Origin of the sequence: Pseudomonas sp. GD03858, from assembly GCF_029840925.1 — a bacterium.
GTDB lineage: Bacteria > Pseudomonadota > Gammaproteobacteria > Pseudomonadales > Pseudomonadaceae > Aquipseudomonas.
Window position 1 is genome coordinate 1 of sequence record NZ_JAOCDM010000002.1, and the last position, 24,036, is coordinate 24,036.

Annotated in this window: 20 protein-coding genes; 12 read left to right on the forward strand and 8 right to left on the reverse strand. The window is 64.7% G+C overall.

Annotated features, from left to right (window positions below; all coding sequences use genetic code 11):
* Together N5D48_RS01060 and N5D48_RS01065 are read right to left on the reverse strand one after the other, a co-directional pair.
* Positions 1 to 716 (reverse strand): phasin family protein (locus tag N5D48_RS01060; RefSeq protein WP_279880153.1); only part of this gene is annotated, 716 nt, incomplete at its 3' end.
* Between the two features lie 10 nt (positions 717 to 726).
* Positions 727 to 1,146 (reverse strand): phasin family protein, encoded by a 420-nt coding sequence (locus N5D48_RS01065; protein ID WP_279880155.1) that lies wholly within the window; start codon positions 1,144 to 1,146, stop codon positions 727 to 729.
* Positions 1,147 to 1,326: 180 nt separating this feature from the next.
* On the opposite strand from N5D48_RS01065, the gene N5D48_RS01070 reads away from it, so the two are divergent.
* The gene (locus N5D48_RS01070) at positions 1,327 to 6,066 is read left to right on the forward strand and encodes a DUF6543 domain-containing protein (RefSeq protein ID WP_279880158.1); all 4,740 of its coding nucleotides are present in this window, start codon (positions 1,327 to 1,329) and stop codon (positions 6,064 to 6,066) included.
* Between the two features lie 12 nt (positions 6,067 to 6,078).
* Here N5D48_RS01070 and N5D48_RS01075 read toward each other — a convergent pair whose 3' ends face one another.
* A complete protein-coding gene (locus tag N5D48_RS01075) occupies positions 6,079 to 6,354 on the reverse strand; it encodes a polyhydroxyalkanoic acid system family protein (RefSeq protein WP_279880161.1) in 276 nt (91 codons plus the stop codon).
* Positions 6,355 to 6,479: 125 nt separating this feature from the next.
* Here N5D48_RS01075 and ubiE point away from each other — a divergent pair, with 125 nt between their 5' ends.
* The 11 genes from ubiE to N5D48_RS01130 all read left to right on the forward strand — a co-directional run bounded on the left by ubiE (position 6,480) and on the right by N5D48_RS01130 (position 16,693).
* The gene (ubiE, locus tag N5D48_RS01080) at positions 6,480 to 7,250 is read left to right on the forward strand and encodes a bifunctional demethylmenaquinone methyltransferase/2-methoxy-6-polyprenyl-1,4-benzoquinol methylase UbiE (protein ID WP_050707258.1); all 771 of its coding nucleotides are present in this window, start codon (positions 6,480 to 6,482) and stop codon (positions 7,248 to 7,250) included.
* Complete coding sequence (locus N5D48_RS01085; RefSeq protein WP_279880163.1) at positions 7,250 to 7,873, forward strand: SCP2 sterol-binding domain-containing protein; 624 nt, start codon at positions 7,250 to 7,252, stop codon at positions 7,871 to 7,873. The genes ubiE and N5D48_RS01085 overlap by 1 nt, the downstream gene beginning before the upstream one ends.
* A complete protein-coding gene (gene ubiB, locus N5D48_RS01090; RefSeq protein WP_279880165.1) occupies positions 7,870 to 9,483 on the forward strand; it encodes a ubiquinone biosynthesis regulatory protein kinase UbiB in 1,614 nt (537 codons plus the stop codon). Before N5D48_RS01085 ends, ubiB begins: the two co-directional genes overlap by 4 nt.
* A gap of 73 nt (positions 9,484 to 9,556) precedes the next feature.
* A complete protein-coding gene (gene hisI / locus N5D48_RS01095) occupies positions 9,557 to 9,949 on the forward strand; it encodes a phosphoribosyl-AMP cyclohydrolase (RefSeq protein WP_023632585.1) in 393 nt (130 codons plus the stop codon).
* A gap of 1 nt (position 9,950) precedes the next feature.
* Positions 9,951 to 10,286, forward strand: coding sequence for a phosphoribosyl-ATP diphosphatase (locus tag N5D48_RS01100; RefSeq protein WP_050707262.1), 336 nt, complete (start codon positions 9,951 to 9,953; stop codon positions 10,284 to 10,286).
* A 171-nt stretch (positions 10,287 to 10,457) separates the two neighbouring features.
* Complete coding sequence (locus tag N5D48_RS01105) at positions 10,458 to 10,730, forward strand: twin-arginine translocase TatA/TatE family subunit (RefSeq protein WP_279880167.1); 273 nt, start codon at positions 10,458 to 10,460, stop codon at positions 10,728 to 10,730.
* Between the two features lie 3 nt (positions 10,731 to 10,733).
* Positions 10,734 to 11,102, forward strand: coding sequence for a Sec-independent protein translocase protein TatB (tatB, locus tag N5D48_RS01110; RefSeq protein ID WP_279880169.1), 369 nt, complete (start codon positions 10,734 to 10,736; stop codon positions 11,100 to 11,102).
* A complete protein-coding gene (gene tatC, locus N5D48_RS01115; RefSeq protein WP_279880171.1) occupies positions 11,099 to 11,890 on the forward strand; it encodes a twin-arginine translocase subunit TatC in 792 nt (263 codons plus the stop codon). The genes tatB and tatC overlap by 4 nt, the downstream gene beginning before the upstream one ends.
* Positions 11,887 to 12,594, forward strand: a complete 708-nt coding sequence (locus N5D48_RS01120; RefSeq protein WP_279880174.1) for a 16S rRNA (uracil(1498)-N(3))-methyltransferase — start codon at positions 11,887 to 11,889, stop codon at positions 12,592 to 12,594. Before tatC ends, N5D48_RS01120 begins: the two co-directional genes overlap by 4 nt.
* A gap of 99 nt (positions 12,595 to 12,693) precedes the next feature.
* Positions 12,694 to 14,610, forward strand: a complete 1,917-nt coding sequence (locus N5D48_RS01125; RefSeq protein WP_279880176.1) for a methyl-accepting chemotaxis protein — start codon at positions 12,694 to 12,696, stop codon at positions 14,608 to 14,610.
* A gap of 139 nt (positions 14,611 to 14,749) precedes the next feature.
* Entirely contained in the window at positions 14,750 to 16,693 is a 1,944-nt protein-coding gene (locus N5D48_RS01130) for a methyl-accepting chemotaxis protein (protein ID WP_279880178.1), read from the forward strand.
* Between the two features lie 88 nt (positions 16,694 to 16,781).
* On the opposite strand, the gene N5D48_RS01135 is transcribed toward N5D48_RS01130, so the two are convergent.
* From N5D48_RS01135 to N5D48_RS01155, 5 genes are all read right to left on the reverse strand, one after another.
* Positions 16,782 to 17,516 (reverse strand): amino acid ABC transporter ATP-binding protein, encoded by a 735-nt coding sequence (locus tag N5D48_RS01135; protein WP_279880360.1) that lies wholly within the window; start codon positions 17,514 to 17,516, stop codon positions 16,782 to 16,784.
* The gene (locus N5D48_RS01140) at positions 17,509 to 18,471 is read right to left on the reverse strand and encodes an amino acid ABC transporter permease (RefSeq protein WP_279880180.1); all 963 of its coding nucleotides are present in this window, start codon (positions 18,469 to 18,471) and stop codon (positions 17,509 to 17,511) included. The genes N5D48_RS01135 and N5D48_RS01140 overlap by 8 nt, the downstream gene beginning before the upstream one ends.
* A 111-nt stretch (positions 18,472 to 18,582) precedes the next feature.
* Positions 18,583 to 19,380 carry a transporter substrate-binding domain-containing protein gene (locus N5D48_RS01145; protein ID WP_279880362.1) on the reverse strand — a complete coding sequence of 266 codons (798 nt, stop codon included), beginning with the start codon at positions 19,378 to 19,380 and terminating at the stop codon, positions 18,583 to 18,585.
* Positions 19,381 to 19,612: 232 nt separating this feature from the next.
* Complete coding sequence (mdoH, locus tag N5D48_RS01150) at positions 19,613 to 22,180, reverse strand: glucans biosynthesis glucosyltransferase MdoH (protein ID WP_279880182.1); 2,568 nt, start codon at positions 22,178 to 22,180, stop codon at positions 19,613 to 19,615.
* Positions 22,173 to 23,909 carry a glucan biosynthesis protein G gene (locus tag N5D48_RS01155; protein ID WP_279880184.1) on the reverse strand — a complete coding sequence of 579 codons (1,737 nt, stop codon included), beginning with the start codon at positions 23,907 to 23,909 and terminating at the stop codon, positions 22,173 to 22,175. The genes mdoH and N5D48_RS01155 overlap by 8 nt, the downstream gene beginning before the upstream one ends.
* Between the last annotated feature and the right edge of the window lie 127 nt (positions 23,910 to 24,036).

Consider the following 24,036-nt stretch of genomic DNA (forward strand, 5'->3'; position numbering starts at 1 on the left):
GTGCCGCTGGCCGGAGCCGCGCTTGGTGCCGGCGCTGCAGTGGCGGCCGGTGCCGCAGTGGCGGGCTTGGCCGCAGCCGGCTTGGCTGGGGCCTTCTTCACGGCCGGTTTTTTCGCCGCAGCCGGCTTGGCCGCTGGTTTGGCCGCTACAGGTTTCGCCGCAGGCTTGGCTGCCGGTTTGGCCGCTGCGGTTTTCGCCACGGGCTTGGCCGCCGGTTTTGCTGCAGGCTTTGCCGCGGCTGTCTTGGCAGCAGGCTTGGCCAGTGGCTTGGCCGCCGTCTTGCTCGCGCTGGCCTTGGAGATCGGAGTGACCGAAGCGCCGGTCAGTTTCTCGATCTGCTTGGTCAGCGAGTCGACCTGCTGGTGCAGTGCCTTGATCTCATTGCGGCTGGGCACGCCCAGGCGCGAGATTGCACTGTTCAGACGCTTGTCGAAGGCTTCCTCGAGCTCGCTCCACTTGCCCAGCGCACGCTCCTTGACGTCCGACACCCGCGAGGTGGTCGCCGTCTTGGCGCTGTCGGCGGCCGAGTCGACGTTCTTCTTCGCCTGCTTCTCGGCCTTTTCGCCGTCCTTCACCAGCGAATCGAACAGCTTCGGACCATCCTGGTCGATCTTGGAGTAGATACCCAGGCCCGCCAGCCAGATCTTGCGGGAGTACTTCTCGATCCCGCCGACCCAGGAGCTGCTTTCTTTCTCGGTGTTCTTCTTGCCAGCCATCCTGCTCTCCTTATGGTTTGTGCGCGACGCGCTCGAGCAGCTCGTGCAGCTGTTCAAGCTTGATGGACAACGCCTCAACGTCATGTTTAGACGGAATGCCGAGGCGATTCAAGGCGCGACCGACACGTGCATCGAAGGCTTGCTCGATTTTGTCCAGCTGGACCTCGACCTTGCCACGTACGCGGGTCACTTCACGGGCGGCGTCATCGATCTGTCCATTGGCGGCGTCGAGCTCCTTGTCGAGACGCTTCTTGCCGCGCTTCTCGACGCCTTCGCCGGCCTTGACCAGCTCCTTCAGGTATTCCGAACCTTCCTGGCCGACACGGGCGTAAGCACCCAGTCCCGCCAGCCAGATCTTGCGCGCATAACCACGCACCTCACCCAGGGTGCCCTGGACTTCTTCCTTTTTCTTTACATTCACTTTGGCCATGTTCTGTACCTCATGCTCATGAGTGGAGGGAGGAACCGCCCATGGAGGTTGGGCTTGGCTACACGTTAGAGGCAGAAATTAGAATTCTCACCCTAAGCTCGCACACAGCTCTATCTAACGCAGCCAGGCCGAGCGGACACCCCAGCATGTTCGTCCCTCGATCTCCTGGAGCCTCCAGCAATGCCCGACGCATCCACCACACTCCCGCTATCGTTCAAAAGCCTGGTCAACGCGAGGTTCGCAACGCGACCAAGCCTGCGCCAGGTCGTGGCCAAGGCAGGCTTTGACAAGCTAGCCGACCGTTATCCCTGGATCCGCGTGAACCACCCCGAACTGACGTCGCTCGAGGCATTCACTTTGCTTCAGGCGCCGGATGAGCAAGGCACTGTCCGCCAGACCGCCCTGGTGGACGAGTTGTTCACGCATTTCCTTGCCAACCGCGATCTGGCGTTGAGCCCATCGGATCATCTGAGCATCGCGCCGCCGCTGGTGTTCCAGGCCCAAGCGCAGAGCACCGGTCGCCAACCAGTCGACCTCGACATGTCGATCCTGAACAGCCTCTTCGATGACCTACTGGAAAACCTGGTGGAGATTTTCCTGCAGGCGCAGATCAGCTTCTGGAACGGTAGCGAGAACGCAACGGCCGTGCCGCGTCTGCGCTGGATGGAACAGATCATCAAGGCATCACTGCTCGGCACCATCGAACGACAGGATCTGGACGAGGTCGAGAAGGATGTCCTGTACACACTTGTCAATGGCGGTAACGACACGCTCGCCATCCATGGCCTGCAGGTAACGCTCGGCCAGCAGGACAGCGCCCACGACCTGATACTGCCCGACCTGCTGATCACCGCTCAGCGCGACAATCGCCAACGGGTACTCTGGTGCAAGCCCTCAGGCACCGTGCGCAGCTTCGCCAGCATACCGGCGTTCGCCAATGCCCTGCGCGACGAGCTCGCCGACCTGTATCGCTTCGAGACGATGGCCTGGGCCAGCAACGCACTGACGGACGATACGTTCAGCTATCAGGCCACGCAGCTGCTCAACGCCATGCTGGAGCGCATCGACCGCCTGCAGTTGCACGCGATCGACACTGTCGATGACCTCGAGACGCTTTTCAGCACGCTGAGCGACCCGGGTTCGGCCTTCCCCGACCATGCCGAAGTCTTGCACCAGGCACTCGAGGTCCCGCAGCCGGCTTGGCTGGTCAAAGCCTCGACCGAGGACCGTTTTCAATATCACATGGCATTGCTGGAACTTTCCGCCGCCCAAGTGCTGGCCAAAGGCGTCTCATCACTGGAGGGGATCGACAACCTGCGAGCGTATGCCGCCCGGCGCCTGCGCGAACAGATGCATGCCGATCACCCGGACAAGACGCAACATGACCCTGGCCAGCTACTCATCAGCATTGCCCAGCGGGTACAGATATCGTCCACCGGGCCGGTGCGCCTGGAATACCTGAGAACGGTCACCCTTGTCGACCTGGCGATTTCTCGCCTGAACGACAGCGATCAGGAGGTGGCGACCACGATCGCCATTGCCGGCAAGCAATCCGACGACCTCTGGATCGACCTGGACTATGTGCAGCAACTGATCCACCGCGTGGACATCGGCGGTCAGTACCCGATTTACGTCAACCGCCAGATGCGGGACTCGGCCAACAGTGCCGCGCGCCTGGCACGCTTCAGCACCGAGTGGCGATACGGCCTGCTGCTGAGCGCGTTGCAAGCCAAGATCGAAGGCCAGCTCAAGGAGCGCCCCTGGCAAGTGCTCGCCGACTTCTGTCGCGGCAAGGACGACGCCTCGCCCCGCCTGGGCATGGCGCAGCTGGCGTTTCGTTGCGCGCCGAGGGCGAAGGTCAACCAGGCACACTGCATGTTCGTGATCAAGATCGATAGCCCGCGTACCTGGATTCTCTACCGCCCCCTGAGCGAAGACGGCACCGTGAAGGCGTTCTCCAGCCGGGGCAAACTGATGGCCGCCATCAGCGCCAAAGGCAAGCTGCAAGACAACGTGCTCGCCTGGCTGGATGACAGTGCTCGCCCCATCTATGCCAACGATGGCTTCGAGCGCCCGCACCTGCACCGCCATCTTTCGGAGCTCGCGCACCTGGCAGGGCCTGGCTCGACACTGACCGATTCGCTGCTGTCGATGTTGCAAGGCCCGGCCAGCATCGCCTTCAGACCATGGACGAGCGACCTGGACAAGCAGGTGATGCAAGCAAAGGCCAAGGCAATGGTGCTGCTGGCTTCGCGGCAGAGCGTGTCCAACGCTCAGGAGCGTTGGGCGCTGATCAAGCAGTACGCATGGTTGGCCTTCAACACACTGGCGCCATTGCTGCCTGGGCCGGCAGGCACGCTGGCCTGGCTGGTCGCCACGCTGGTCACCCTCAAGGACGACCTGTCCGCACTGACCGAAGGTAGCACCGCGCAGAAAGTGCTGGCGGGCACCGACCTGCTGATCAACCTGGCCATGCTGCTGCTCCACGCCAGCGTTCCAGGTGAGACGAGCCGTGTGCTGCCCGAACACCTCCAACCGCGCTTCGACGGCCCACAACCGCGCGAACCGGCAACGCTGAGCACCACGGTAACGCCGGCAGCCAGAGCCTGGAAAACCACTGCCGATCCACAGCGAACCGGCGCTGTCGGCTTGAAGCGCTGGCATGGCAACCAGCGCCTGGGCAATCTGCCCGCCGAACTGCTCAAGACCCTGCCCCCTCTACGGGCACGCATCGACCTGGCGGGGCGCACTGCCGTGAAAACCGGGCGCTTGCGCGGACTCTACAAGGTAGGGGAGCAGCACTACGTGAAACTGCAGGACCACCCCTACGAAATCGAAGAGACCTGGGAAGGCTTCCGTCTCATCGGCCCAGACGAGAGCCGTGGAGAATGGACCGATCAATGGGGTGGCAACTGGGATGGTTACTATATTCCTGGCCGTGAACGAAGCCGCGGGCCATGGATGACCCGTTGGAATGGCGAATGGATGCTCGACCTCCGGCTCGCCGGCGGCATGCCCAGAAGCGTGAAGGCCGTTCGTGAAAGCAACAAGAAGACCTTTGAAGCCCTGAGACAGCAGACCAAAGACATCGACGCTCAGCTGAAGATGAACGATGAGCTGGTCGAGCGCTACCTCGGCAAGACCAAGGCTTACGATGTTGCCAGCAAAGCCTTCAAGAAAGCACTGGCTGACCATCCAGGCATCACCCGCGACAACCTGCCCGAGAACCTGCGCCAGCAGCTGCGGAATTTGCAGGACCTGCGCAACAGCCATCGAACCGACCTGTACATGCTGTCGCTAACTTACGAAAAGCTGTCGACCCTACTGACCTCGCAGGTCGAACTGTATGCGCAGCTGAGCGAGCCACGCTTCACCCGCTTCGATCGCACAAATGTCTCCACCTACGCGCGCAGCATATGGTGGGAACAGTTGATAGGGACCGACCTGCGCCTGTTCCACAACCTCTTCGATCTGACGGACTACCGCGTGCTCAAGGAACAATCGCAGGAGCTCGCCTCGCTGCCCTTCGGCGAGCTACAGGCCAACTTGTTCAGCGAATATCGCCTCAACGTGCAGGCCGCGCTGGCCATCCATAAACGCATCCTGGCGACCAGCAAGCGGCTCGACGAGAACATCAGTACCGCGCTCAACGATGTGAATCTTCAGTTCAAGGACAAGAAAAGCACGCTCGACAAAATCATCGCGCAGCGGCATTACTCCATTGTCATCATCCACGCCCAGGTCATCAGCGATCTGAGCCAGCTACTGATCAAGAGGGATCTGCTGACGCCAGAAAACTACGACCAGCTGCTGCGCCTGCAGGCAGATCTGCGCAACCGGGATTTTCATGAAGCACTGCTGAGCCATGACAGCCTGATGGAAACCAACCTGTCCCTTGGCCAACAGGCCGAGGTGCTGAGCACGGCACTGCGCGAGTACGAGGCTTCGCTCGGCAAGGCCAGTTACTTGCTTTCGCTCAAGGATGACGAACCTGCGCTGGATGGCGCCCGGCTGAACGAATACATCGATGCGCTCGGCGCGCTGAAGTCGCTCGCGGAAAGCGAGCTGAGCAATTGCCTGCGCGACAGCGACCAAGGCATTACACCGAAGCCCAGACCGATGACCTACCGGGCGCGCCCGGCCAAGCCTCGACTGATCCATACCCAACGAGGACGAGCGATCCTCGCCGAGCAGGAGCAGGACAGCAACCGGGCGGTACAGACCAATCCCATGACCCAGGTCGCCTACCATTACGAACAGCGGGGCGAGCATTGGGAGAGCGTTGCCGACGCCACGGTGGCGCCAACACGCGGCATGGCCGAGCTGGCCAACACCGCCAGGCGCCTGCTGGCACAGAAGGATGCGAGGATCATCCAGGCATCGCGCCACGCCAACGAACCCAACAGCCTGGCGGACCTGATGGACTGGCAGATCGAGGATATGGCGGATGTCGCGCGGCAGCTCGCGGGCGGTACGGCCAGCGAGAAAGCGTTGGCAGCCCAGCTGGATACGGCGGTCAAGGAGGTGCAGAGCCAAAAACGCCGCATGCTGGTCGACGCCTACTTCGATACCCGCCACCCGGACAGCAGGGCCTTGCAGTTCCTGGTGGACGAGAAGGAAGTCGATATCACGCCGACCACAGACCGCAAACGGCTCAAGGCGAACGACTTTCTCGATGTCTACACCATCACCCGCAAGGCGCCCAGGCAGAAGATCTGGGAAGCCCACTTCCACTACACCAGCGCCCAGGCGCCAGCCCATGCGTTCGCCAAAGGGCACTTGAAGTTCTGGGAGCCGCGCTCGATGAGCCGGGATGAACAGTTGGAGCGCTCGACCAACGCAAAGGAGCGAATTGCCATCTATCGCGGGGATCTTCGCCTGGAACAGGTCAAGGACCTGATTCCGTTCCCCGCGACGTGACGGGCGCCTGGGTCAGGCGAGCGCCTTGTCCAGCGCTCGCTCGATCTCGCCCTTGATGCTGGCGCTCATCATCGACAGCATCATGCCCAGCTTGAGCTCGACGCGAATACGGTCATCGAAGATGTGCACGCTGCCGTTGGCGCCGCTGCGCGACACATCGACGCGGTCGCCGTTCCAGCTGGCCTTGAGGTCGTACTCGCGGGTCAGCTTGTCCACCAGCGCCTCGGCCTTGGCGCGGGCGGCCTCGCGGCCGAGGGTGTGTTTGCGTTCGACGCTGATCTGGGTCATGCGGGTGATCCTGGAGATGAAGACAATGAGCGCATTATGCCCCCGCCCGACCGAGCGCACACCCCGCCAAGACAAATCCGCCCGCAGCCCCTAGAATGGCCGTAATTTTTTTCTGGTGAAGCGATATGACCGACCAGCGCAAAGGCGACCACGCCGAACCCACTACCCACTTCGGCTACCAGGACGTGCCCGAGAGCCAGAAGGCGAAGAAAGTCGCCGAGGTGTTCCACTCGGTGGCCGCCAAGTACGACCTGATGAACGACGTGCTGTCCGGCGGCATGCACCGCCTGTGGAAGCGCTTCACCATCGAGCTGTCCGGCGTGCGCAGCGGCAACCGGGTGCTGGACATCGCCGGTGGCACCGGCGACCTGGCCGCCAAGTTCTCGCGCCTGGTCGGCCCGACCGGCCAGGTGGTGCTGGCCGACATCAACGACTCGATGCTCAAGGTCGGCCGTGACCGCCTGCTCGACCGTGGCGTGGCCGGCAACATCGAGTTCGTCCAGGCCGACGCCGAGAAGCTGCCGTTCCCGGACAACCACTTCGACTGCGTGACCATCGCCTTCGGCCTGCGCAACGTGACCCACAAGGACGAGGCCATCCGCTCCATGCTGCGGGTGCTCAAGCCCGGTGGCCGCCTGTTGATCCTGGAGTTCTCCAAACCGACCAACAAGCTGATGTCCAAGGCCTACGACGCCTACTCGTTCGCCTTCATGCCGCTGGCCGGCAAGCTGATCACCAACGACTCGGAAAGCTACCGCTACCTGGCCGAATCGATCCGCATGCACCCCGACCAGGAAACGCTCAAGAGCATGATGGTCGAGGCCGGCTTCGACCGCGTCACCTACCACAACATGACCAGCGGCATCGTCGCCGTGCACCGGGGGATCAAGCCCTGATGCTCCTGGCCGGCCTGCTCGCCAGCGCCGAGCACGGGCTCAACCGTGTCCTGCGCCTGGACAGCACCGCCCTGCCGCGCCTGGCCGCGCTGGAGGGCAAGGTGATCGAGATCGACTGCGTGCAGCCGGCCCTGAAGCTGTTCGTGCTGCCCGACGAAGAAGGCCTGATGCTCGCCGCCCACTGGGAGAGCGAGGTCGACTGCACCTTGCGCGCCCCCGCCGGGCGCCTGGCGCAACTGGCGCTGGCCCGGGACAAGACCGCCGTGCTGCATAGCCCCCAGGTCGAACTGCATGGCGACAGTGCCGTGCTGCTCGATCTGTTCGGCATCCTGCAGGACCTGGAGCTGGACTGGGAGTACGAGCTGCAGCGCTGGCTCGGCCCGGTGCCCACCGCACTGATCGCCGGCCACCTGCGCCTGCGCGCGCGCTGGACCCGCCAGGGCCTGGCCCGCTTCAGCCAGAACCTCTCCGAATACCTGGCCGAGGAGTCCCGCACCCTGGTCGGCAAACGCGAAGCCGAAGCGGCGTTCAGCGAGCTCGATGCGCTGAAGGTCGACATCGAGCGCCTCGAGGCACGCCTGCGCCGCCTCGCCCACACTCTTGATACCAGCGATAACGCATGAAGCTGCTCGCCGTCCGCCGTCTGTTGCGCATCCAGCGCGTCGTGATCCGCTACCGCCTCGATGACCTGCTGTTCGAACAACCCCTGCTGCCTTGGTGGCTGGCCAGCCTGCGCCTGCTGATGCCCTGGCGCTGGCTGCCGCGCAAGCCTTCGCAGCTGAGCCGTGGCGCGCGCCTGCGCCTGGCGCTGCAGGACCTGGGGCCGATCTTCATCAAGTTCGGCCAGTTGCTGTCCACCCGCCGCGACCTGCTGCCCACCGACATCGCCGACGAGCTGATGCTGCTGCAGGACCGGGTGCCGCCGTTCGACCCTCAGCACGCCGTGGCGCTGATCGAGGAGCAGCTCGGGGCGAAGGTGACCGAGGTGTTCAGCCGCTTCGATGTCGAGCCCCTGGCCTCGGCCTCGGTAGCCCAGGTCCACGCCGCGCGTCTGAAGAGCGGCGAGGAAGTGGTGGTCAAGGTGGTGCGCCCGGGCCTGAAGCCGGTGATCGCCCAGGACCTGGCCTGGCTGTTCCTGATCGCCAAGGCCGCCGAGCGGGCCTCGGCCGATGCCCGCCGCCTGCACCCGGTGGAGATCGTCGGCGACTACGAAAAAACCATTTACGACGAGCTCGACCTGCTGCGCGAGGCGGCCAACGCCAGCCAGCTGCGGCGTAACTTCGAAGGCTCGGAGCTGATGTACGTGCCGCAGGTGTACTGGGACTTCTGCCGGCCCAAGGTGCTGGTGATGGAGCGCATCTACGGCGTCCCGGTCACCGACATGGCCACCCTGGCCGACCAGCGCACCGACATGAAGATGCTCGCCGAACGCGGCGTCGAGGTGTTCTTCACCCAGGTGTTCCGCGACAGCTTCTTCCACGCCGACATGCACCCGGGCAACATCTTCGTCAGCACGGTCAAGCCGTGGAGCCCGCAGTACATCGCCATCGACTGTGGCATCGTCGGCAGCCTCACGTCCGAGGACCAGGACTACCTGGCGCGCAACCTGATCGCCTTCTTCAAGCGCGACTACCGCCGCGTGGCCCAGTTGCACATCGACTCAGGCTGGGTGCCGGCGCAGACCAAGGTCAACGAGTTCGAGGCGGCGATCCGCACGGTGTGCGAGCCGATTTTCGAAAAGCCGCTCAAGGACATCTCCTTCGGCCAGGTGCTGATGCGCCTGTTCCAGACCGCCCGGCGCTTCAACATGGAAGTCCAGCCACAGCTGGTGCTGCTGCAGAAGACCCTGCTCAACATCGAAGGCCTGGGCCGCCAGCTGTACCCCGACCTGGACCTGTGGAGCACCGCCAAGCCGTTCCTCGAACGCTGGATGCGCGAACGCATGAGTCCGAAGGCGGTGATCGGCAACCTGTACAGCCAGGCCGAGCAGCTGCCGCACCTGGCCGACATGACCCGCGACCTGCTCGAGCGCCTGTCGCAACCGCACCTGCACGACGCGCAACTGCCCGAACGACGCCGTGCCGGCGACAACTGGGCGCTACGCCTGCTCGGCGCCGGGCTGCTCGGCGGCGGCGCCACCCTGGCCGCCGGCGCCGCCAGCCTCAGCGCCCCGGCCGCCTGGCCAGCCTGGCTGATGCTCGCCGCCGGCCTGTACTTGATCGTGCGCCGATAGCCAGCCGCGCCGCCGGCTGGCACACTAGCGCACAGGGGCCCGGTACAGGAGCGGGCCCGGTTTGGAGTCGACGATGAAAGACTGGCTGGACGAGATCAAGTGGAACAGCGATGGCCTGGTGCCGGCGATCGCCCAGGACCACAAGACCGGGCGCGTGCTGATGATGGCCTGGATGAACCGTGAATCCCTCGCCCTGACCGCCGCCGAGCATCGCGCCATCTACTGGTCGCGCTCGCGGGGCAAGCTGTGGCGCAAGGGCGAAGAGTCGGGCCATGTGCAGAAACTGCATGAAATGCGCCTGGACTGCGACGCCGACGTGATCATCCTGATGGTCGAGCAGTTGGGCCATATCGCCTGCCATACCGGCCGCGAAAGCTGCTTCTATCGCGTCTTCGAAGACGGCCAATGGAAAATCGTCGACCCGGTCCTGAAGGATCCGGACGCCATCTACAGCGCGGGACACTGACATGAGCGACACCCTGAACCGCCTCGCCGAGGTGCTGGAAGAACGCAAGCACGCGGCGCCGGACAGCAGCTACGTGGCCAGCCTGTATCACAAGGGCCTGAACAAGATCCTCGAGAAGCTCGGCGAAGAGTCCATCGAGACCATCATCGCCGCCAAGGATGCCGCCGCCAGCAAGGATTACAGCGATGTCATCTATGAGACCGCGGACCTGTGGTTTCATAGCCTGGTCATGCTCAGCGCGCTGGGCCAGCATCCGCAGGCGGTGCTCGATGAGCTGGAGCGTCGGTTCGGGCTTTCCGGGCATGACGAGAAGGCCGCGCGTCAGCCTTCTGCCTGAAGAATGCCGGGGGCGCGTTGCGCCCCTTTCGCGACACAAGGCCGCTCCTACAGGCGTCCGCGTCGCCTGACAGATTCGCAATACCCTGTAGGAGCGGCCTTGTGTCGCGAAAGGGCTGCACAGCAGCCCCCAGGGCCCGAAAGACAGACACACATTTTTCAGGAGTACGAAATGGGCATTTTTGACTGGAAACACTGGATCGTCCTGCTGGTCGTCGTGGTGCTGGTATTCGGCACCAAGAAACTGAAGAACCTCGGCAGCGACCTGGGCGAATCGATCAAGGGCTTTCGCAAGGCCATGAACGAAGAAGAAACCAAGCCCGCCGAGCAGACCCCGCCGCCGGCGCAACCGGTTCCCCCGGTGCAGAACACCGCCCAGCAGGCCCAGGGCCACACCATCGAGGGCCAGGCCCAGCCGGTCCAAGAGCCACAGCGGAAAGACTGACCCATGTTCGGCATCAGTTTCAGCGAGCTGCTGCTCGTCGGCCTGGTCGCCCTGCTGGTGCTCGGCCCCGAGCGCCTGCCGGGGGCCGCGCGTACCGCGGGCCTGTGGATCGGCCGCCTCAAGCGCAGCTTCAACGCGATCAAGATGGAAGTCGAGCGCGAGATCGGCGCCGACGACATCCGCCGCCAGTTGCACAACGAGCACATCCTGCAGATGGAGCAGGAAGCCAAGCGCATCCTCAATCCGCTGACGCCATCGGCGCAGCCGCCGGCCAGCGCTGAAACGCCCGCCACACCCGCTGTCGAAGCCGCCCCCACGCAGCCGACCGCGACGCCACCCTCCGAGCAGCCACAACCGCCACGAGCCCCATGAGCGAGAATCCGGAACATGACCAGCCGATGCCGCTGGTCTCGCACCTGACCGAGCTGCGCACCCGCCTGCTGCGCTGCGTCGCCGCCATCTTCCTGATCTTCGCCGGGCTGTTCTCCTTCGCCCAGCAGATCTACACCCTGGTCTCGGCGCCGCTGCGCGCGCACTTGCCGGCCAACGCGACGATGATCGCCACCGACGTGGCCTCGCCGTTCCTGACGCCGTTCAAGCTGACCATGATCGTTTCGCTGTTCCTGGCGATCCCGTTCATCCTGCAACAGATCTGGGGCTTCATCGCCCCGGGCCTGTATCGCCACGAAAAGCGCATCGCCATTCCACTGCTGGTGTCGAGCATCTTCCTGTTCTACGCCGGCATGGCCTTCGCCTACTTCCTGGTATTTCCGCTGATCTTCGGCTTCTTCGCCAGCGCCACGCCCGAGGGCGTGTCGATGATGACCGACATCGCCAGCTACCTCGACTTCGTCATGACGCTGTTCTTCGCCTTCGGCGTAGCGTTCGAGATCCCGGTAGCGGTGGTGCTGCTGGTGTGGATCGGCGTGGTCGATGTGCAGTACCTGAAGAAGATCCGCCCGTACGTGATCATCGGCTGCTTCGTGGTCGGCATGGTCCTGACTCCGCCGGACATCTTCTCCCAGACCCTGCTGGCCGTGCCGATGTGGATGCTGTTCGAGGTCGGCGTGCTGTGTGGCAGCCTGATCCGCAAGCGCAGTCACGAACGCGACGAAGCCCCCAGCGACCACAACGACCAGCCACCTGCGACCCAACCGTGAACCTGTTGCTTCTTGAAGAGGCCGACTTCGTGTCGGCCGACCGTGTTGTCCTGGCCGATCGCCGCTTCATCCACATGCAGGAGATCCACCGCGTGGCGGTGGGCGACAGCCTGCGCGTTGGCCGTATCGGCGGCTTGATGGGCAAGGCCGAGGTCATTCGCCTCGAAGGTCATGAAGCCGAACTGCGGGTAGCTTTCGACCAGGCACCACCGCCCAAGCTGCCACTGACCCTGGTGCTGGCCGTGCCCCGGCCGAAGATGCTGCGCCGACTGTTTCAGACCGTTGCCACGCTGGGCGTGCCACGGCTGATCCTGGTCAACAGCTACAAGGTCGAGAAAAGCTTCTGGCAGACGCCCTTCCTCAACCCCGAGAACATTCGCGAAAACCTGATCCTCGGGCTCGAACAGGCCCGCGACACGGTGTTGCCCGAAGTGATCATCGAAAAGCGCTTCAAGCCGTTCGTCGAGGATCGCCTGCCTGCGATCGCCACTGGCACCCTCGGGCTGGTGGGCCACCCCGGCCCCTACCCGGCCTGCCCGCGCGCCGTGGAAGGCCCGGTAACCCTGGCGATCGGCCCAGAAGGCGGCTGGATCCCGTACGAAGTCGACCTGCTCGGCAAGGCCGGGCTGGCTCCGGTACAGCTGGGTGATCGCATCTTGCGCGTGGAAACGGCGGTCACGGCCTTGCTTTCGCGAATTTTTTGACAGACGGGTCAGATTTTTCTCATCAAGTTTCCCCACCCCACGCCGATGGCCTGTGCAACAGAACAATAATCCGCACTGCCGCACGCCGGGGAGTCGTCTATGTACCGTTGGTTCGCCCAATCACTGGGAAATGTAAGCGTCAATCGCAAGTTGGGGGTCGGCTTCGGCCTGGTGCTGCTGCTCACCCTCGGCATCACCTTCACCGGCTGGCTGGGCATCGACAGTGTCACCAGCCGTGGCGACAAGCTCGGCAACATCTCGGTGATCCACCAGTACACCCAGGACCTGCGCATCGCTCGCCAGCACTATGAGCGCAGCCGTGACGACGCCGCCGTGGCCGAGTTGGAGAAAGCCCTGGCCAACCTCGAGCGCCAGGTACGGTTCATGCTCGAGCAGATCGAGCTGCCCGCCGACCGCCAGCGCCTGGACCAGCAACAGGACGCCGTGCGCCAGTACCAGCAGGCCTTCGCCGAGCTCAGGCAGGCGGGCCAACGCCGCGAGGCCAGCCGCGGCGTGCTGGGCGATAGCGCCGACCAGGCCGCCGAACTGATCGGCAAGGCCCAGCAGCGCCTGCTGCAGGGTGGCGATATCCAGCAGTACCAGGAAGCCGTGCAAGTCGCCGCCCTGCTGCAGCAGGCGCGCTTCCAGGTGCGCGGCTACACCTACAGCGGCAAGGCCGAATTCCAGCAGACCGCACTGTCCGCCATCGACCAGGCCATGGCCGTGCTCAAGACCCTGCCGGCCAAGCTCCCGGCCGAGTTCGCCAGCAGCCTCGACGACGCCGCCGTGGCGCTGGCGGGCTACCGCGACGCGGTGAACCAGTTCGGCAGTGCCCAGGCCGCCAGCGAGCAGGCCCTGGCGCACATGGCCGAACAGGGCCAGATCCTGCTCGGCACCAGCGAAGCGATGACCGTTTCCCAGACTGAAGTTCGCGACCAGGGCACGCAGCAGGCCAAGACCCTGCTCGCCGGCGCCAGCGGCCTGGCCTTGCTGCTGGGCGTGCTGGCCGCCTTCGCCATCACCCGGCAGATCATCGTCCCCTTGCGCCAGACCCTCGCCGCCGCCGAACGCGTGGCTGGCGGCGACCTGCGCCAGGACCTCCTGGTGCAACGCCGCGATGAACTGGGCCAGTTGCAGGCCAGCATGCAGCGCATGACCCAGAGCCTGCGCGAGCTGATCGGCGGCATCGGCGATGGCGTGACGCAGATTGCCAGCGCCGCCGAAGAACTGTCGGCGGTGACCGAGCAGACCAGCGCCGGGGTCAACAACCAGAAGGTCGAGACCGACCAGGTCGCCACCGCCATGAACGAGATGGCCGCCACCGTGCAGGAGGTCGCGCGCAATGCCGAGCAGGCCTCGGAGGCCGCGCTGATGGCCGATCAACAGGCCCGCGAGGGTGACAAGGTGGTCGGCGAGGCGATTGCCCAGATCGAGCGCCTGGCCGGCGAGGTGGTGAACTCCAGCGAGGCGATGAACCAGCTCAAGGCCGAAAGCGACAAGATCGGCAGCGTGCTCGACGTGATCAAATCGGTGGCCCAGCAGACCAACCTGCTGGCGCTCAATGCCGCTATCGAAGCCGCCCGTGCCGGCGAGGCCGGGCGCGGCTTCGCGGTGGTCGCCGACGAGGTGCGCAGCCTGGCCCAGCGCACCCAGCAGTCCACCGAGGAAATCGAAGAGCTGATCGCCGGCCTGCAGAACGGCACCGAACGCGTGGCCAGCGTCATGGACAACAGCCGCGCACTCACCGACAGCAGCGTCGAACTCACCCGCCGCGCTGGCGGCTCGCTGGAGACCATCACCCGCACCGTGTCGTCGATCCAGGCGATGAACCAGCAGATCGCCACTGCCGCCGAGCAGCAGAGCGCCGTGGCCGAAGAGATCAACCGCAGCGTGATGAACGTGCGCGACATTTCCGACCAGACCTCGGCGGCCAGCGAAGAAACAGCCAGTTCCAGTGTCGAGCTGGCGCGCCTGGGCACTCACCTGCAAGGGCTGGTGGGCCGATTCAAGCTCTGATCAGAAGGCAAATCCTTCGAATTGCAGGGAATTTTCCTACTCAGTTTGCAGGTCCAGTCCGACGCCCTCTCTGCCGATGAAAAAGGCCATGGCGGCAATTTGCCGGCATGACCTTTTCTCAACTGGATGGAGACCTGTCATGTTCGCCTACCTCGATCGCAAACTCGGCAACCTGAACGTCGGGCTCAAGCTCGCCCTGGGCTTCGCCGTGGTGTTGCTGCTCACCCTGGCCACCACGCTCAGCGGCTGGCGCGCCCTGGATGGCGCCATCAACCGTTCGGAGCAGCTCAGCGATATCAGCGAGCTGAACGACCTGACCCGCGACCTGCGCGCCGAGCGCATCACCTACCGGGTACTCGCCGACGATGCCAGCAAGGCGCAGATCACCCGGATCCTCGAACACTTGCACAGCCGTCTCACCCTGTTGCAGCAACGCAGCCAGGTCGATCAGTCAAGGCAGATGCTGAAGCAGAAACTGCAATTGCTCGAGCGCCTGCAGCAGGACTTCGCCGCGTTGCAGCGCGCGGTCGACAGTCGCCAGAGCCTGCGCACGGCCATGCAGGAACAGGCCATCGCACTGGAAAAGGTGATTGACGAACTACAGACCCAGGCGCTGCTGAAAATGCCGGCCGATGGCCAGCAAGGCACCATCATCGGCTCGATGGACACCCTGAGTCGCCACGTGGACAGCGCCGGCCAACAAAGCCAGGTACCGGCCTACGCCTTCGCCTCGCGCGATGCCTTTGCCCTCATGGGCGATGCCGCGCTGGATGCCGCGGACACCAGCCTCGCCCAACTGCTGCGGGGCATAGCGCCATTGGCGCTGCCACACACGCTGACCCAGCGCCCCAAGGCCGAACTGGACCGCTACCGCACCGCCCTGCGCCAGTACCGCGATGCGGCGCTGGAGGTCGAACGGCTGCAAGACGACATGGAAAAGACGGGAGCGCAGCTCCAGGCAATCAGCATGGAACTGGCCGAGCGCAAGGTCGAACAGCGCGACAGCGAAGCCGTGGCCGCACGTTCGCTGCTCACCACCGTGGCCGTCCTGGCCCTGCTGGTCGGCGTGCTCGCGGGCTGGCTGATCACCCGGCAGATCACCCACCCGCTGCGGCAGGTACTGGCCCAGGCATCGCGAATCGCCGCAGGCGACCTCAGCCAGCGGGATGCAGTGCGGCGCCGCGACGAGATGGGCCAACTGCAGGGCCGCATGCACGAGATGACATTGAGCCTGCGCGAGCTGCTGGGCGGTATCGACAATGGCGTTGCGCACCTGTCGCGATCGGCCAGCGAACTTGCCAGCTCCAGCGCGGACACCCGCGAACGCATCAGCCAACAGCGCGATGAGACCGACCAGGTGGCCACCGCGATGAACCAGATGAGCGCCACGGTTCAAGAGGTCGCGCAAAGCGCCGAGCAAGCCTCCGTGGCCGCCACCACCGCCGACGGCCAGGCCCGGCAGGGCGACCAGGTGGTCGCTGAAGCGGTAGCACGCATCGAGCAGCTGGCCGGACAGATGGACCGCTGTCTCGAGGCGATGGGGCATCTGGCCGGCGAAAGCCAGCGCATCGGCTCGATCCTCGACGTGATCAAGTCGGTATCCGAACAGACCAACTTGCTGGCCCTCAACGCGGCCATCGAGGCGGCGCGGGCGGGCGAGGCCGGGCGTGGCTTCGCCGTGGTGGCCGACGAAGTACGCGGGCTGGCCCAACGGACCCAGCAATCGACCGAGGAAATCGAGCAACTGATCGACAACCTGCACCGCGGCACCGACGAGGTCACCGGCCTGCTCGACAACAGCAAGCGCCTCACTGAACAGAGCGTCGAGCTCAGCCGCAAGGCCGGCGATGCCCTGGGGCAGATCAGCGCGACAGTGTCGACCATCCAGGGCATGAACCAGCAGATCGCCACGGCCAGCGAAGAGCAGAGCGTGGTCGCCGAGCAGATCAACCGCAGCGTCATGAATGTCCGGGATGTCTCGGACCGCACCAGCGTGGCCAGTGAACAGACGGCGGCATCGAGCGGCGAGCTGGAACAGCTGGGGCAGCAGCTGCGCGGGATGGTGGGGCGCTTCAGTCTCTAGACGTGCGTCGCTCGCTTCGCGGGTAAACCCGCTCCCACACCGCAGGCCATGCCTTGCCTCCGTGGGAGCGGGTTTACCCGCGAAGGGGCTAAAGCACCTGGCGCAGGAACGCCTGGGCCCGCGGGTCCTTCGGCGCCGCGAAGAACTGCTGCGGTGGCGAGTCTTCCAGCAACTTGCCGTGGTCGAAGAACAGCACGCGGTCCGCCACTTCCCGGGCGAAGCCCATCTCGTGGGTCACGCAGACCATGGTCATGCCTTCCTGGGCCAGGGTCTTCATCACGTCCAGCACCTCGCCGACCATCTCCGGGTCGAGCGCCGAGGTCGGCTCGTCGAACAGCATCACCTTCGGTTCCATCGCCAGGGCCCGGGCAATGGCCACCCGCTGCTGCTGGCCGCCCGACAGGCGCGAAGGGTATTCGTTGGCCTTCTGCGCGATGCCGACCTTTTCCAGCAACGCCCGGGCCTTGGCTTCGCGCTCGGCCTTGTTGCGCTTGCGCACCACCTTCTGCGCCAGGCACAGGTTTTCCAGCACGGTCATGTGCGGGAACAGGTTGAAGTGCTGGAACACCATGCCGACTTCGCGACGATAGGCGTTGATATCGGTCTTGGGGTTGTCCAGCTGCAGCCCGTCGATGGACACATGGCCCTCGTCGAAGTGCTCCAGGCCGTTCAGGCAGCGCAGGAAGGTCGACTTGCCCGAACCGGACGGGCCGAGCACCACCACCACCTCGCCCTTGGCGACCTGGGTGGTGACGTTGTCCACCGCGCGCACGACGTGGCCACGGGTGTCGAAGACTTTCAACAGGTCACGGACTTCAATCACTTTGCGCAAGCCTCCGCTCGAGCCGGCTGGCGATGTGCGACAGCGGCAGGTTGATCAGCAGGTACAGGCCCGCCACGCAGAACCAGATCTCGAAGGTCGAGAACGAGGTGGTGATGGCCTCGCGGCCGCTCTTGGTCAGCTCGGTGATGGCGATCACCGAGACCAGCGAGGTGTCCTTGACCAGGCTGATGAACTGCCCGGCCAGCGGCGGCAGCACGCGCTTGAACGCCTGGGGCAGGATCACATGACGCATCGACTGGGCGCCGTTCAAGCCCAGCGAGCGCGCCGCCTCGTTCTGCCCCTTGGCGATCGACTGCACGCCAGCGCGGACGATCTCGGCCACGTAGGCGCCGGTGAACAGCGCCAGCGCCGCCACCCCGGCGAACTCGCGGGACAGGTTGAGCACGGTGCCGATGAAGAAGTAGAAGATGAAGATCTGCACCAGCAGCGGCGTGCCGCGCACCAGCTCGACGTAAACCGTGGACAGGTCACGCAACGTGGGGTTGCTGGACAACCGGCACAGCCCGGCGACCAGGCCGAGCACCAGGCCCAGGGCACCGGAGATCACCGAGATCCACAGGGTGGTCCACAAGCCCCAGGCCAAGGGGCCGGCAGCCCAGTGGCGGGTGACGCCGATGGCATCGCCCTCGGCGACGTCGTCGCCCCGGGCCAGCAGCATGCTGTCCTTGGCCACTTCGACGACCTGGGTGTCGCCGTTCTCGTCCTTCAGGGTGACCCGGGCGTTGTCGCCGGATACCACGATTTCCTCGACCGTGCCTGGGTTGGCGGCACGCTGGGTTTCCTCGGCCTTGTAGGCGAAGTATTGCGGAACGCGGTTCCAGCGCCACTCGTAGGAAATCATCGAGGTGGCCAGGTACAGGCTGAACGCCAGGCCCACCAGGACCAGCGCGGTCAGCCCATGCCAGGGCCACTGTGCTTTCTTGTGTTTGATCACGTACTCACTCCAGAAAGCGACAAGCCGCAAGCCACAAGCGGCAAGAAGAAGCGGGCCTCACTGCGGCCTGCTACGTCTTGTCGCTTGCAGCTTGCGGCTTGAAGCTGCCGCTTATTCCATTTCCTTCAGCCAGTCCTTGCTCTTGAACCACTTGTCGTGAATACGATCGTAGGTCCCGTCATGCTTGATCTGGTGCAGGAAGTTGTTGATGAAGTTGATGCTGTCGTAGTCGCCTTTCTTCAGGCCGAAGGCCAGCGGCTCGTAGGTGAAGGGCTCTTCCAGGAACACCAGCTTGCCGGCACCGGCCTTCTCCACCGCCACCACGTTGTACGGCGAGTCATAGACGAAGGCATCGGCCTTGCCGTTGACCACGTCCATCACGCCTTCCTGCTCGTTGTCGTAGCCGTGGTACTTGGCCTTGCCGATCAGCTTCTTCGCGACCATCTCGCCAGTGGTGCCGAGCTTGGAGGTGAGGCGGTACTTCTCGTTGTTCAGGTCCTTGTACGACTTGATTTCACCCGCCAGCTCCTTGCGGATCAGCAGGGTCTGGCCAACGACGATGAAGGGTTCGCTGAAGTTCAGGCGCAGGTTGCGCTCCTGGGTCAGGGTCATGCCGCTGCCGATGAAGTCGAACTTGTCGGTCATCAGGGCCGGGATAATGCCGTCATAGGCGGTGGAGACCATTTCCAGCTTGACGCCCATGGCCTTGGCCATGGCTTTGAGGATGTCGACTTCGAAGCCGATGATCTCGCCGCGCTTGTTGGTCATTTCGAACGGCATGTAGGTCGGGTCCATGCCCACACGCAGAGTGCCGCGCTTGACCGCATCATCGATGGCGCCGGCCTGGGCGGCGGTCACCGCGATCAGGGCGGTCGCGCCGACCAGCAGTCGCGACAGGAATTTCTTCATCATCACCAAGTCCCCTAGCAAGAAGTACGCAGATTTTTCTTGTAAGCACGGCCTGACAGACCGATGCGTAATGTCGGGTGGGATGCTAACGCATGCGTGGCCTGGGACCTAGAGCCGGGGGGGACTTTGTTGGCCAAAATCGACCAGAAAGCATCGCGGGGCCAGCCCGCTCCCACGCACCGCTGACAGGGCGTGGGAGCGGGCTGGCCCCGCGATTATCGGAGCAACGGGCTCAAGCCAGGGCTGGCTGGGCCACGTTTTCCGGATGCAGCGGCAGCAGCGGCGAGTGCGGATCGTTGGCGATGGACGCCCGCCACACATCGATCCACGCCGTGTTGTGCCCGGCCCACACCTGCTCGTGCAGACGCGACAGCGCCACCGGGTCGCTGAGCAGCGCCAGGCGGGTGCTCAGGTCCAGGCCTTGCGGACCGACTTCAAGTGCCTTGGCCACGCGCTCGGCGCGCAGCGCCTCGATCGGCGCGGCCTGGCCATGCCGCGCCGTGGCCATGGCGCAGGCCAGGGCGTTCTGGCGCGGGTCGACCACGGCACGGACGAAACCGTCGTGCATGGCATGCCAGCGGTTCTCGTGGGTGTACTGGTCGGTCGCCAGCAGCTCCTGCGGCGTCGCGTACTCCTCGGGGATGAGGAACAGTTTCTCGTCCTTGGCCGCCAGGCCCAGGCGCGTGCGGCTGGAGATCACCGACACCGGGATCGACAGCACCAGCGAACCGACGATCGGTGCCAGCCACCACAGGAAGCTCGGGTTCAACCAGGCGACCAGCGCGGCCCAGGCGATGCCCAGCAGGGTCTGCGGACCATGACGGCGCACCGCTTCGCTCCACGGGGTGGAGTCGTCGTCACGCTGCGGCGAGTTCCAGGTCGCCGCCCAGCCGAGGAACGCCGCCAGTACGAAGCGGGTGTGGAAGATCATGCGCACCGGTGCCAGCAGCATGGAGAACAGCATCTCCAGCAGCATCGACAGGGTGACCTTGATCCGCCCGCCGAACTCGATCGCGCCCTTGGCCCAGATCAGGATGACGCTGAGCAGCTTGGGCAGGAACAGCAGCACGATGGTGGTGGAGAACAGCGCGATGGCCTTCTCCGGATGCCATTGTGGCCACAGCGGATAGAGCTGGAACGGCTCGATGAAGTATTGCGGCTCCATCAGGGTATTGGTCGCCAGCAGCGCGGTCGACAGCACCAGGAACAGGAACCACAGCGGCGCCGACAGGTACGACATCACCCCGGTGAGGAACACCGCGCGGTGTACCGGGTGCATGCCCTTGACCAGGAACAGGCGGAAGTTCATCAGGTTGCCGTGGCACCAGCGGCGGTCGCGCTTGAGCTCGTCGAGCAGGTTCGGCGGCAGCTCTTCGTAGCTGCCCGGCAGGTCGTAGGCGATCCACACGCCCCAGCCGGCACGGCGCATCAGCGCGGCTTCGACGAAGTCGTGGGAAAGGATCGCACCGGCGAAAGCGCCCTTGCCCGGCAACGGCGCCAGGGCGCAATGCTCGATGAACGGCTTCATGCGAATGATCGCGTTATGGCCCCAATAGTGCGACTCACCGAGCTGCCAGAAGTGCAGGCCGGCAGTGAACAGCGGGCCGTACACACGGGTGGCGAACTGCTGCATGCGCGCGTACAGGGTGTCCATGCCCGAGGCTTTCGGCCCGGTCTGGATGATGCCGGCGTCCGGATTGGCCTCCATCAGGCGCACCAGGCTGCTCAGGCATTCGCCGCTCATCACGCTGTCGGCGTCGAGCACGACCATGTACTTGTAGTCGCCGCCCCAGCGCCGGCAGAAGTCGTCGAGGTTGCCGCTCTTGCGCTTCACCCGGCGCCGACGGCGGCGGTAGAAGATGCGGCCGAAGCCCTTGGTCTCGCGGCATACGTCGAGCCAGGCCTGTTGCTCGGCGACGGCGATGTCGGTGTCGTTGGTGTCGCTGAGCACGAAGAAATCGAAGCGGTCGAGGTTGCCGCTGGCGGCCACCGACTCGAAGGTCGCGCGCAGGCCGGCGAACACCCGTGGCACGTCTTCGTTGCAGATCGGCATCACCAGCGCGGTGCGGGCATCGGCGGCGATCGGCTCATTGCCGGCGCTGCTGCCGGAAATACGGTATTTGTCGCGCCCGGTGAGCAGCTCGAGGAAGCCCATCAGCGCGGTCCAGAAGCCCGCCGACACCCAGCAGAACAGGATGCCGAAGAGGATCAGGATGGAGGTCTGCAAGGCATAGGGCCAGACCTGCACCACGGTGTCCCAGAGCGGCTGGTTGAGGATTTCGTCGAGGTCGACGAACGACCAGCCCTGGTACGGCAGGATGCCCTTCATGTACCAGCCGGCGACGAGTGTCTGGCCGATCATCAGGGTCAGCAGGATATAGCGGCGGATCGAGCCGACCGTGCGCCAGCGCGCCGGCGGCAGCTCGCGCTTGGGCGGCTGCGGGGCATTGGTGCGGCCGGTCATGCGCCGCCACATGCGAATCAGGATGTTGGTGCGCCAGGGCTCGGGCACGACCTTGGTGCGCTTGATCGGCGGCGCGATCTTCAGGCACAGCCGGCCACCGGCATCGACGCCGAGCATCTCGGCCTCCTCGAGCTCGGCGGCGCTGCCGACGGTAAGGCGCGAGCCCACCGAAGCCTGGGCGGCCTCGGCGGTGCCGGCGGCCGGTTGGGCCGCCAGGCGTTGGTGCAGTTCGCTGAACGAGGCGCAGCGGGCGAGTTCCGCGCGCTGCTCGTCGTTCAGGGGAAGGTGGGCCAGGTACTCGCCAAGCGATTCCGGCCTTGCGCTTGAGTTACTCATCGGCAGGCAACTGATAGCTCCAGGTCTCGGTCAGCACTTTCTCGGTGGTGGCCGGGGTCCCGTTGGTGGATGCCGCGTCGGCGGCGGGTTGCTCGGCGGCTGCCTCGGCCTTGGCCTTCTCGGCCTTGGCGTGAGCATGCTTGGCCGCGGCCTTGTCCTGCTTGGCGTCCTTGGCCGGCTTGGGCTGCTCGACCGGCACGTCGCGCAGCAGCGCGGCGCGCATCTCGGTCGACTTCTTCGGATCCTGCACCTTCAGGCGCAGGGTCAGGCGCCAGCCCTTGGTCTCAGGGTTATAACGCAGGTTGTTCTCGACCAGCTCGGCGTTGTCGCCAACGCTCACCTGGCTGCGCACGGCGGTGTCGGCCGGCAGGCTGGCCAGGTTCGGGCCGACGAAGTCGACCAGGAAGGCAACGGTGCCATCCGCCTGGCGGATCAGGTTGGACTGCTTGACGTCACCGGTGGAGCGCAGGGTCTGCTTGACCCAGCCCAGATCCGGCGAGTGCAGCTGGTCTTCCTTGATGGTCCAGCGCAGGCGGTAGTCGTACTCGAACGGCTTGCCTGGCTCAGGCAGCTTCTCCGGGCTCCAGAAAGCCACGATGTTGTCGTTGGTCTCGTCGGCGGTCGGGATCTCGACCAGGTCGACGGTGCCCTTGCCCCAGTCGCCTTTGGGCTCGATCCAGGTGCTCGGGCGCTTTTCGTATTCGTCGTCGAGGTCTTCGTAGTCGCTGAAGGCGCGCTGGCGCTGCAGCAGGCCGAAGCCACGCGGGTTCTCGACGCTGAAGTTACTGACGGCCAGGTGTTTCGGGTTGTTCAGCGGACGCCACAGCCATTCGCCGTTGCCAGCGTGGATCGACAGACCCTCGGAATCGTGCAGGGCCGGACGGTAGTTCATGACCTTCGACGGCTGGTTGGGGCCGAACAGGTACATGCTGGTCAGCGGTGCGATGCCCAGGCGGCTGACCTGATCGCGCAGGTACACGCGCGACTTCACATCGACCAGGGTGTCATCGCCCGGACGCAGGGTCAGCTTGTAGGCGCCGGTGGAACGCGGCGAATCCAGCAGCGCGTAGATCACCAGGTGCTTGTCGTTGGGCTTGGGCTTCTCGATCCAGAACTCACGGAAGCGCGGGAACTCCTCGCCGGACGGCAGCGCGGTGTCGATGGCCAGGCCACGGGCCGACAGACCATAGCGGTGGCCCTTGCCGACCACGCGGAAGTAGCTGGCGCCAAGCAGGGTCATGATCTCGTCCTGCTTGTTCGCCTTGTTGATCGGATAGAGCACGCGGAAACCGGCGTAGCCCAGATCCTTGGTGGCATCGGCGTCATGCGGCACGTCGCCGAACTCGAAGCGGCTCGGGTCGTACTTGATTTCCTCGACCGTGCTGGCGGTGACCTCGTTGATTTTCACCGGCGTGTCGAAGTGCATGCCCTGGTGGTAGAAGGACAGCTTGAACGGCGTCTTGTCCTTGGCCCACTCGGCCTTTTCCTGGATGAAGCGGATCTTCTGGTAGTCGGCGTACTTCATGTCGCGGAACACCGGCGGCAGGTTGCTCTTCGGTGCCTCGAATTTCTGACCGGCCAGATCCTTTGCCTTGGCTGCAACATCGTCCAGATTGAATGCCCACAGCTGGCCCGCGCTCAGCAGGCCAACCATCGCCACGCCGGCCAGCATGGCCTTGCGCAACCGATTGCCGGGGATTCTTGGTGCAATACAGGGGCTTACAATCACGAGCAATCCTCGCCGAAAACAGATCATGAAACCAACGGCCAGCGACCAATGCCGGGTTGGCGAGCACTGTTCGGACCCCGTGAGGGCCTAATGATTCCCCAAACGGATCCAGACAATGCTCGAGTCA

Bases quoted from the DNA above. Each gene is read 5' to 3' on its own strand.
- N5D48_RS01065 (WP_279880155.1), bottom strand. From the start codon at position 1,146: ATGGCCAAAGTGAATGTAAAGAAAAAGGAAGAAGTCCAGGGCACCCTG.
- N5D48_RS01070 (WP_279880158.1), top strand. From the start codon at position 1,327: ATGCCCGACGCATCCACCACACTCCCGCTATCGTTCAAAAGCCTGGTC.
- N5D48_RS01075 (WP_279880161.1), bottom strand. From the start codon at position 6,354: ATGACCCAGATCAGCGTCGAACGCAAACACACCCTCGGCCGCGAGGCC.
- ubiE (WP_050707258.1), top strand. From the start codon at position 6,480: ATGACCGACCAGCGCAAAGGCGACCACGCCGAACCCACTACCCACTTC.
- N5D48_RS01085 (WP_279880163.1), top strand. From the start codon at position 7,250: ATGCTCCTGGCCGGCCTGCTCGCCAGCGCCGAGCACGGGCTCAACCGT.
- ubiB (WP_279880165.1), top strand. From the start codon at position 7,870: ATGAAGCTGCTCGCCGTCCGCCGTCTGTTGCGCATCCAGCGCGTCGTG.
- hisI (WP_023632585.1), top strand. From the start codon at position 9,557: ATGAAAGACTGGCTGGACGAGATCAAGTGGAACAGCGATGGCCTGGTG.
- N5D48_RS01100 (WP_050707262.1), top strand. From the start codon at position 9,951: ATGAGCGACACCCTGAACCGCCTCGCCGAGGTGCTGGAAGAACGCAAG.
- N5D48_RS01105 (WP_279880167.1), top strand. From the start codon at position 10,458: ATGGGCATTTTTGACTGGAAACACTGGATCGTCCTGCTGGTCGTCGTG.
- tatB (WP_279880169.1), top strand. From the start codon at position 10,734: ATGTTCGGCATCAGTTTCAGCGAGCTGCTGCTCGTCGGCCTGGTCGCC.
- tatC (WP_279880171.1), top strand. From the start codon at position 11,099: ATGAGCGAGAATCCGGAACATGACCAGCCGATGCCGCTGGTCTCGCAC.
- N5D48_RS01125 (WP_279880176.1), top strand. From the start codon at position 12,694: ATGTACCGTTGGTTCGCCCAATCACTGGGAAATGTAAGCGTCAATCGC.
- N5D48_RS01130 (WP_279880178.1), top strand. From the start codon at position 14,750: ATGTTCGCCTACCTCGATCGCAAACTCGGCAACCTGAACGTCGGGCTC.
- N5D48_RS01145 (WP_279880362.1), bottom strand. From the start codon at position 19,380: ATGAAGAAATTCCTGTCGCGACTGCTGGTCGGCGCGACCGCCCTGATC.
- mdoH (WP_279880182.1), bottom strand. From the start codon at position 22,180: ATGAGTAACTCAAGCGCAAGGCCGGAATCGCTTGGCGAGTACCTGGCC.